The sequence below is a fragment of the Solimonas aquatica genome (genome assembly GCF_900111015.1).
Classification (GTDB): domain Bacteria; phylum Pseudomonadota; class Gammaproteobacteria; order Nevskiales; family Nevskiaceae; genus Solimonas; species Solimonas aquatica.
Map to the genome: position 1 here is coordinate 331,597 of NZ_FOFS01000003.1, position 9,284 is coordinate 340,880.

The 9,284-nt window shown below is 68.1% G+C and carries 7 protein-coding genes; all 7 read left to right on the top strand.

All coding sequences use genetic code 11. The annotated features are described in order from the left end of the window. The 7 genes from nirB to BMY12_RS05665 all read left to right on the top strand — a co-directional run bounded on the left by nirB (position 1) and on the right by BMY12_RS05665 (position 9,106). Positions 1 to 2,562, top strand: a complete 2,562-nt coding sequence (gene nirB, locus BMY12_RS05635; RefSeq protein ID WP_093283179.1) for a nitrite reductase large subunit NirB — start codon at positions 1 to 3, stop codon at positions 2,560 to 2,562. Continuing rightward, on the top strand, positions 2,562 to 4,148 hold the full coding sequence (gene nirD, locus BMY12_RS05640; protein WP_093283182.1) for a nitrite reductase small subunit NirD: 1,587 nt from the start codon (positions 2,562 to 2,564) through the stop codon (positions 4,146 to 4,148). Before nirB ends, nirD begins: the two co-directional genes overlap by 1 nt. 66 nt (positions 4,149 to 4,214) lie before the next feature. After that, positions 4,215 to 6,923, top strand: a complete 2,709-nt coding sequence (locus tag BMY12_RS05645) for a nitrate reductase (RefSeq protein ID WP_093283254.1) — start codon at positions 4,215 to 4,217, stop codon at positions 6,921 to 6,923. 46 nt (positions 6,924 to 6,969) lie between these two features. Beyond that, entirely contained in the window at positions 6,970 to 7,164 is a 195-nt protein-coding gene (locus BMY12_RS05650) for a hypothetical protein (RefSeq protein WP_093283184.1), read from the top strand. A gap of 78 nt (positions 7,165 to 7,242) precedes the next feature. Further along, a complete protein-coding gene (mobA, locus tag BMY12_RS05655) occupies positions 7,243 to 7,854 on the top strand; it encodes a molybdenum cofactor guanylyltransferase MobA (RefSeq protein ID WP_093283187.1) in 612 nt (203 codons plus the stop codon). Continuing rightward, positions 7,851 to 8,837 (top strand): GTP 3',8-cyclase MoaA, encoded by a 987-nt coding sequence (gene moaA / locus BMY12_RS05660; RefSeq protein ID WP_093283190.1) that lies wholly within the window; start codon positions 7,851 to 7,853, stop codon positions 8,835 to 8,837. The genes mobA and moaA overlap by 4 nt, the downstream gene beginning before the upstream one ends. Positions 8,838 to 8,860: 23 nt before the next feature. Further along, a complete protein-coding gene (locus tag BMY12_RS05665; RefSeq protein WP_093283191.1) occupies positions 8,861 to 9,106 on the top strand; it encodes a MoaD/ThiS family protein in 246 nt (81 codons plus the stop codon). Positions 9,107 to 9,284 lie beyond the last annotated feature (178 nt).

The window sequence follows — 9,284 nt, forward strand, 5'->3', positions numbered from 1 at the left end:
ATGACTCAGCGTAAGCGTGTCCTCATCGTGGGTCACGGCATGGTGGGCCACAAGCTCGCCGAAGCCCTGGCCGAGCATCCGGACCTCCAGCTGTCCATTCTCTGCGAGGAGCCGCGGCCGGCATACGACCGCGTGCATCTCACCGACTTCTTCAACGGCAAGAGCGCCGAGGATCTGGCGCTGGCGCGTCCGGACTTTGCCGATGCCTACGGCATCGATCTGCGCCTGAACGCGCGTGCCGCGAGCATCGACCGTGCCGGCAAGACGGTGACGACGCAGGACGGTGCGGTGCTGGGCTATGACCAGCTGGTGCTGGCCACCGGCTCGTTTCCCTTCGTGCCGCCGATTCCCGGCAGCCAGCGTCCCGGCTGCTTCGTGTATCGCACCATCGAGGATCTGGAAGCGATGCAGGCCGCAGCCCGCGACGCGAAGACCGGCGTGGTGATCGGCGGCGGTCTGCTGGGGCTGGAAGCGGCCAAGGCGCTCAAGGATCTGGGCCTGGCCACGCAGGTGGTGGAGTTCGCGCCGCGCCTGATGGCGGTGCAGGTGGATGAGGGCGGCGGGCGCGTGCTGCGCAAGAAGATCGAAGCCCTGGGCGTCGGCGTGCACACGCAGAAGAGCACCACCGAAATCGTCGACGGGGTGCAGGCACGGCATCAGCTCAAGTTTGCCGACGGCACGGCGCTGGAAGCGGATCTGGTGGTGTTCTCCGCCGGCATCCGCCCGCGCGACGATCTGGCGCGCGCGGCCGGCCTGGACGTGGGGCCGCGCGGCGGCATCGTGGTGGATGATGCCTGCCGAACCTCCGATCCGGACATCTACGCGATCGGCGAATGCGCGCTGTGGAGCGGCCGGATTTTCGGTCTGGTGGCGCCGGGCTACGAGATGGCGCGCGTGGCCGCCGATCAGATCGCCGGCAAGCAGGCCCTGAAGTTCCAGGGCGCGGACATGAGCACCAAGCTCAAGCTGATGGGCGTGGACGTGGCCTCCATCGGCGATGCGCAGGGGGCGACGCCCGGCAGTCTGGCCTATCAGTTCTGCGACGAGGTCAAAGAGGTCTACAAGAAGCTGGTGGTGTCCGCCGACAAGCAGCGCGTGCTGGGCGCGGTGCTGGTGGGTGATGCCGGCGAGTACGGCGATCTGCTGCAGATGATGCTCAATGCCTCGGCGCTGCCCGAGGCGCCCGAGACCCTGATCCTGCCGCTGGCGGCGGGTGCCGCGAAGCCCGGCGGCATAGGTGTGGACGCGCTGCCGGACAGTGCGCAGATCTGCTCCTGCAACAACGTGTCCAAGCTGCAGCTCTGCGAGGCCATCGGCGGCGGCTGCACCACGCTGGCGGCGCTCAAGAAGCAGACCAAGGCGGCGTCCAGCTGCGGCGGCTGCGCGCCCCTGGTCACGCAGGTGCTGAAGAGCGAGCTCAAGCGCCAGGGCGTCACCGTCAACAATCATCTCTGCGAGCACTTCCCGTATTCACGCCAGGAGCTGTATCACCTGGTGCGCATCGGCAAGCTGGAAAGTTTCGAGCAGGTGCTGGACAAGCACGGCCGTGGCCTGGGCTGCGATATCTGCAAGCCCACCGTGGCGTCGATCCTCGCGTCCTGCTGGAACGCCTTCATCCTGCAGAAGCAGCATGCCAGCCTGCAGGACAGCAATGACTACTACCTGGCCAACATCCAGAAGGACGGCACCTACTCGGTGGTGCCGCGCGTGCCGGGCGGCGAGATCACGCCCGATGGTCTGATTGCCATCGGCGCGGTGGCAAAGAAGTACGGGCTGTACACCAAAATCACCGGCGGCCAGCGCATCGATCTGTTCGGCGCGCAGGTGCATGAGCTGCCGCTGATCTGGAAGGAGCTGATCGACGCCGGCTTCGAGTCCGGCCACGCCTACGGCAAGTCGCTGCGCACCGTGAAGTCCTGCGTCGGCAGCAGCTGGTGCCGCTACGGCGTGCAGGACTCGGTGGGCTTCGCCATCGATCTGGAGAACCGCTACAAGGGCCTGCGCTCACCGCACAAGCTCAAGTTCGCGGTGTCCGGCTGCACGCGCGAATGCGCCGAGGCGCAGAGCAAGGACGTGGGCGTGATCGCTACCGAAAAAGGCTGGAATCTCTACGTCTGCGGCAACGGCGGCATGAAGCCGCGCCACGCCGAGCTGCTGGCCGCCGATCTCGACAGCGCCACCCTGATCCGCTACGTGGACCGCTTCCTGATGTTCTACATCCGCACCGCGGATCGCCTGCAGCGCACCAGCGTCTGGCGCGACAATCTCGAAGGCGGACTGGATTACCTGAAGGACGTGGTCGTGCACGATTCGCTGGGCATCGGCGCCGAGCTGGAAGCCGAGATGGCCCTGGTGGTCGGCAGCTATCAGGACGAGTGGCGGACCGCCGTCGAAGATCCGGCCACGCTCAAGCGCTTCCGCAGCTTCGTCAACAGCGATGCCCGGGACGAGCATGTGCAGTTCGTGCAGGAGCGCGGCCAGATCCGCCCCGCGCGCGCGGCCGAGCGCGCCAAGCTGAAGAACATTCCCATCGTCGCCGAAGCGGCCGGGGAGGGCGCGTGATGAATGCCGCTGCGTCCTGGCTGCCGGTCTGTGCGCTGGATGAGATCGTGCCCGATACCGGCGTCGCCGCGCTGATCGATGGCAGGCAGATCGCGGTGTTCCGCCTGCGCGTGGATGACCGCGTCTACGCCATCGACAACACCGACCCCTTCTCCGGCGCCAATGTGCTCGCGCGTGGCCTGGTGGGTGATCTGCAGGGCGAGCGCGTGGTGGCCTCGCCGATCTACAAGCAGCATTTCGCCCTGGCCACCGGCCGCTGTCTGGAAGACCCGGGCAGGTCGGTGCAGGCCTACGCCACGCGCCTCGAAGACGGCATGATCTGGCTGGACCCGCGTCCGCTGCGCCGCTACACGCCGGCGCCGAAGACGCGCAGCGAGAAGCCGCGTCTGGTGGTGGTGGGCAATGGCATGGCCGGCATGCGCGTGATCGACGAGCTGCTGGAAACCGCGCCCGATCTGTATCAGATCGAAGTGTTCGGCGCCGAGCCGCATGGCAATTACAACCGCATCCTGCTCTCGCCCTTGCTGGCCGGCGAAAAGAAGCTGCCGGATCTGATGCTGCATGCGCCGGCCTGGTATGCGGAGCGCGGCATCGCCTTTCATGGCGGCGATGCGGTGCTGGGCATCGACCGGCGCCAGCGCATCGTGCGTTCCGCCTCGGGTCTGGAAACGGCGTATGACCGTCTGCTGATCGCCACCGGCTCCAGGCCCGTGGTGCTGCCGATCCCCGGTGTGGAGCTGGCGGGCGTGACCACGTTTCGTGATCTCGCCGATGTGGAAAAGATGATTGCCGCCACCGCCACGCGCGGCCGCGCGGTGGTGATCGGCGGCGGTCTGCTGGGCCTGGAAGCTGCGCATGGCCTGGCCAAGCGCGGCATGCAGGTCAGCGTGGTGCATCTGATGGACCGTCTGATGGAGCGTCAGCTCGATGCGCCGGCCGCCGAGCTGCTGCGCCAGACGCTGGAAGAACGCGAGATCGCGGTGCTGCTGGAAGCGCAGACCGAGGCGATTTTGGGTGCCGGGCATGTCAACGCCGTGCGCCTGAAGGACGGCACCGAGCTGCCGGCCGATCTGGTGGTGATGGCGGTGGGCATCAAGCCCGAGATCGCGCTGGCACAGCGCGCGGGCCTGCGTTGCGAGCGCGGCATTCTGGTCAACGACACCATGCAGACCTTCGATCCGCGCGTGTACGCGGTGGGCGAGTGCGTGCAGCATCGCGGCCGCACCTACGGCCTGGTCGATCCGCTCTGGGGCCAGGCCTATGTCTGCGCCGCGCATCTGGCCGAGCGCGGCTACAGCCGCTATCGCGGTTCGCAGCTGGCCACGCAGCTGAAGGTGGCCGGCGTGCAGGTGTTTTCCGCCGGCGACTTCATGGGCGGCGAGGGCAGCGAAGACCTGGTGCTGCGCGATCCGCAACGCGGCATCTACAAGCGCCTGGTGTTGAAAGACAATCGCGTGACCGGCGCGGTGCTGTTCGGCGACACCCGCGATGGCCCTTGGTATTTCGAACTGATCAACGACCAGCGCGAGATCGGCGCGATCCGCAGCCGCCTGCTGTTCGGCCGCGAATTCGCGCTGCGCGAATAAGAACGCATCCGGCATGCCTGTCTTTCCACTCCGATGCCGCGTCCCGATGCGGCTTATTCTGTGCGCATGAACGATCTGCCTGGCGCCATCCGTACCACCTGCCCGTATTGCGGCGTCGGTTGCGGCGTGCAGATGCAGGGCGGGCGCGGCGCGCAGGCCCTGGGCGATATCACGCATCCGGCCAATCACGGCCGCCTGTGCGTGAAGGGCAGCGCACTGGGTGAAACCCTGGGGCTGTCCTCGCGCCTGCTCTCGCCCATGCTGCGCGAGCGGCGCGACGCGGCCATGCGCAGCGCAGGCTGGAACGCGGCGCTGGATCGCATCGCCGATGCCTTCGCGCGCAGCATTGCCGAGCACGGGCCGGACAGCGTGGCGCTGTATGTCTCCGGTCAGCTGCTCACCGAGGACTACTACGTCGCCAACAAGCTGATGAAGGGCTACATCGGCTCCGGCAACATCGACACCAACTCGCGCCTGTGCATGTCCTCGGCGGTGGCGGGGCACAAGCGCGCCTTCGGCGAAGACGTGGTGCCGGGCTGCTACGAAGACTTCGAGTGCGCCGATCTGATCGTGCTGGTCGGCTCCAACACCGCCTGGTGTCATCCGGTGCTGTATCAGCGCATCGCCGCCGAGAAGGAACGCCGGCCCGAGCTGTACGTGGTGGTGATCGATCCGCGCCGCACCGCCAGCTGCGACATCGCCGATCTGCATCTGCCGCTGGCGCCGGGCAGCGATGTGGCGCTGTTCAACGGTCTGCTGCTGTGGCTGGCCGCACACGAGGCCACCGACTCTGCCTACATCGCCGCGCACACGCGTGGCTTCGAAGCGGCGCTGGCGGTGGCGCGGCAAAGCGCTGGCGACTTCGAGACGCTGGCGCGCACCTGCGGCCTGGGCCGCGACAAGCTGCAGAGCTTCTACGAGCGCTTCGCCGCCACCGAAAAGACGGTGACGCTGTTTTCCCAGGGCGTGAACCAGTCCTCGCAGGGCACCGACAAGGTCAACGCCATCATCAACTGCCATCTGGCCACCGGCCGCATCGGCAAGCCCGGCATGGGGCCGTTCTCGATGACCGGCCAGCCCAATGCCATGGGCGGGCGCGAGGTCGGCGGTCTGGCCAACACGCTCGCCGCGCACATGGAGTTCGCGCGCACCGAGGACCGCGCACGTGTGCAGCGCTTCTGGAATTCGCCCGCCATCGCCAGCAAGCCGGGCCTGAAGGCCGTGGATTTGTTCGAGGCCGTGCACGAGGGCCGCATCAAGGCGCTGTGGATCATGGCCACCAATCCGGTGGTGAGCCTGCCCGATGCCAACCGCGTGCGCGAGGCGCTGCGCCGCTGCGAGTTCGTGGCGGTGTCCGATGTGGTGCGCGACACCGACACCGCCGCGCTGGCCGATGTGCTGCTGCCGGCGCAGGCCTGGGGCGAGAAGGACGGCACCGTCACCAATTCCGAACGCTGCATCTCGCGCCAGCGCGCCTTCGTGCCCGCCGCCGGCGAGGCGCAGCCCGACTGGTGGGCGCTGAGCCAGGTGGCGGCGCGCCTGGGGCATGGCGCGGCCTTCGCCTATCGCAGCGCGCATGAAATCTTCGACGAGCACGCGCGGCTCTCGGCCTTTGAAAACGGATTCGCCGAGGGCGGCGCGGGGCGCGTGTTCAATCTGCGCGGTCTGGTGGGTCTGGACGCGGTGGCCTACGACGCGCTGGAGCCGGTGCGCTGGCCGGTGCTGGCGCGCGGTGCGCAGAGCGGGCGCCTGTTCGGCGACGGCCGTTTTGCGCATGAAGATGGTCGCGCCGTGTTCATCGCCACCGCCGCGCAGACGCCGGCGCATGCGCCCGGCGAGGACTATCCGCTGGTGCTCAACACCGGCCGCATCCGCGATCAGTGGCACACCATGACCCGCACCGGCCTCGCGCCCACGCTGGGCGCGCATCTGCCCGAGCCTTATGTGGACCTGCATCCGGCCGATGCCCTGGCCAGCGGCGCGCGCGAGCACGAGCTGGCGCGCGTGTCCTCACGCTGGGGCAGCCTGGTGGCGCGCGTGCGCTTCTCCGGCGAGCTGCGGCGCGGACAGGTGTTCGTGCCCATTCACTGGAACGATCAGTTTGCTTCGGACGCGCGCGTGGGCGCGCTGGTGAATCCGGTGGTGGACCCTATCTCCGGCGAGCCGGAGTTCAAGCACACGCCGGTGCGCGTGGAAGACTTTCGCGTGGACTGGCACGGCGTGGTCTACAGCCGCGAGCCGCTGCAGGCGCAGCAACTGGCCTGGTGGACGCGCATCCAGACCCTGGATGCGCTGCGCTACGAAATTGCCGGACGCGGCGCGGTGAAGGACCCGCAAGCCTGGGCGCGGCAGCTGTTCGGCGTGGGCGATCCGCGCGCCGACTGGATCGAATACCGCGACGACAGCGGCGGCATCTATCACGCCGCCTGGCTGCGCGAAGGCCGTCTGCAAGCCTGCGTGTACCTCGCACCGCGCGCGATGCTGCCGCAGCGCCAGTGGCTGGCCGATCTGTTCACGCGACCGCGCCTGTCGCTGCGCGAACGGCAAAGCCTGCTCGCCGCCGCGCCGCTGGGTGCGGGCGGCAACGAAGGCCCGCTGGTCTGCAGCTGTTTCCGTGTCGGCCGCAACACTATCGTCAAGGCCGTCCAGGAAAAAGGCCTGCAGAGCCCGCGCGAAATCACCGCCTGCCTGCGCGCCGGCGGCAACTGCGGCTCCTGCGTGCCGGAGCTGCGCGCGCTGATTGCGGAGTGCGCAGCGAGTGCGGCGGAGGCGTGAACGGGGGAGGGTCCATCCGTAAGGCCCGCGCCAGCTTCTTGGAGTGATGTCGGTTCATCTGCACGTGATCGCGCCGGGGTTCTTCGCGATCAGGGGCGGCGCGCCGATCCGGCAGGCAATGCCTTTGCGGATCAGCGAGCGTAGCCCGGATGGAATGCAATGGAATCCGGGATCGATGCGAGCCGAGGTCCCGGATTCCGGCGCGAGGCGCCTGCATCCGGGCTACTGGCTTGATGCATGAGTGCGAGGCCGCTCCCTCTCCACCGGCGCAGCCGGCCCGCTTGCATCCATCGCCTGCCGCACCGATCCTGCCGCCATCATGAGCCGACCCGCGCCCACCGCCGAGAACATCACCGCCCTGATTCTGGCGGGCGGTCGCGGCACACGCATGCAGGGCGCGGACAAGGGCCTGGTGGAGCTGGCCGGCAAGCCTCTGGTGCTGCACGTGCTGGAGGCATTGCGCGCCCAGGTGGGCAGCGTGCGGATCAATGCCAACCGCAATGCTGAGCGCTACGCGCAGCTCACGAAACTGCCGGTCTGCGCCGATCTGCGGGAAGGCTACGAGGGTCCGCTCGCCGGCATCGAAGCCGGCTTTGCGGCCAGCAGCACGCCCTGGCTGCTGGCCGTGCCCTGCGATACGCCCGGTCTGCCGGCAGATCTGGTGGCACAGCTCGGCGCCGGCCTGCAAAACGCCGCGGCGCCAGCGGCCTATGCGCAGGCGCCGGATGGCCCGGTCTATCCGCTCTGCCTCGTCTCCCGCGCGCTGGCGCCGGCATTGCGCGGTGCCCTGGATGCCGGCGAGCGCGCCGTCGGCCGCTGGCTGCAGGCGCAACAGGCGCTGGCGGTGCCGATCCGGGGCTGGCCCCTGCCGATGAGTAATCTCAACACCCCGGAACGCCTGGCAGCGGCCGAGGCTATGATGCGCGGGTGAACCAGGATCCCTCCCAGCTCATCGACCAGCACGGACGGCGCAAGCGCAAGCTGCGCATCTCGCTGACCGATCGCTGCAATTTCCGCTGCAGCTACTGCATGCCGGATCATCCGCAGTGGCTGCCCAAGAAGCAGCTGCTGAGCTTCGAGGAGATCGTGCGCGTGGCGCGCCTGATGATCGGGCAGGGCATCAGCCATATCCGGCTCACCGGCGGCGAGCCGCTGCTGCGCCGTGATCTGGTGAGCTGCGTGGCCGCGCTGCACGCCTTGCGCAGCGAAGGCCTGGAGCAGCTGTCCATGACCAGCAATGCCTCGCTGCTCGCCCCCCAGGCGCAGGCGCTGAAGGCCGCCGGACTGGACGATCTCAACATCAGCCTCGACAGCATCCAGCCCGAGACCTTCAAGCGCATGACCGGCCGTGAACTGGCGCCCGTGTTGCAAGGCATCGAAGCGGCCCGTGCCGCCGGCCTGGGCGTGAAGATCAACAGCGTGCTGCTGCGCAAGGACAACGCCGACCAGATCCTGCCGCTGATCCACTGGGCGCGCGGCGAAGGTCTGGAGCTGCGCTTCATCGAATACATGCCGCTGGACATGCCCGGCCGCTGGCAGCGCGCGCAGGTGGTGAGCGAGGACGAAATCATCGCCGCCGTCGCCGCGCAGCATCGCGTGGAAGCGCTGCCGCGCAGTCATGATCCGGCCACGCGCTATCGCATCGACGGCGAGTACGAGCTGGGTGTCATCTCCACGGTGAGCAAACCCTTCTGTGCCAGCTGCGACCGCCTGCGCCTCACCGCGACCGGCGAGCTGTACACCTGCCTGTTTGCGCAGAGCGGCACGCCGCTGCGCGAGCTGCTGCGTGCGGATGCCGGCGATGCGCAGCTGCTGGAAATCATCCGCACCGCGGTCTGGCACAAGGACGTGGGCTATGCCGCGCGGCAGGGCCCGGTGGAGCGGCCGGTGACCATGCACATGCTGGGCGGCTGAAGCGCCCGACCACATCAAGCCTTATGCAGATCACATTTGAATTCCACGGCGTGCTGCGCCGCCAGGCGGGGGCCGCCGAACGCAGCCTGACCCTTCCCGAAGGCGCCACGCTCGCGGCCGCGCTGCAGACGCTCGCCGCCGAACAACCCGAGATTGCCGAACTGCTGCCACGCTGCGCGTGTGCGGAAGGCGAGCGCATGCTGCTGCGGCGAGAAGTATTGGCTGGCGTGCAGCGCATCGCGCTACTACCGCCGGTGGCGGGTGGGTAACCACCTTCCAAAGCGAAGCTTGGGAAGGTACGCCTAACGTTCGAGGCGAGTTGGGACCTATGGTGAAGTAGCACGCCCCATATTAGAGCATTTTCGAGTTATCTGTTTACGTACCCTGATGAGGCGAAGTAGTTGCTGCATTCCTGTGGCGTGAAGGCGTCGAGTAGCTCGCCGATGT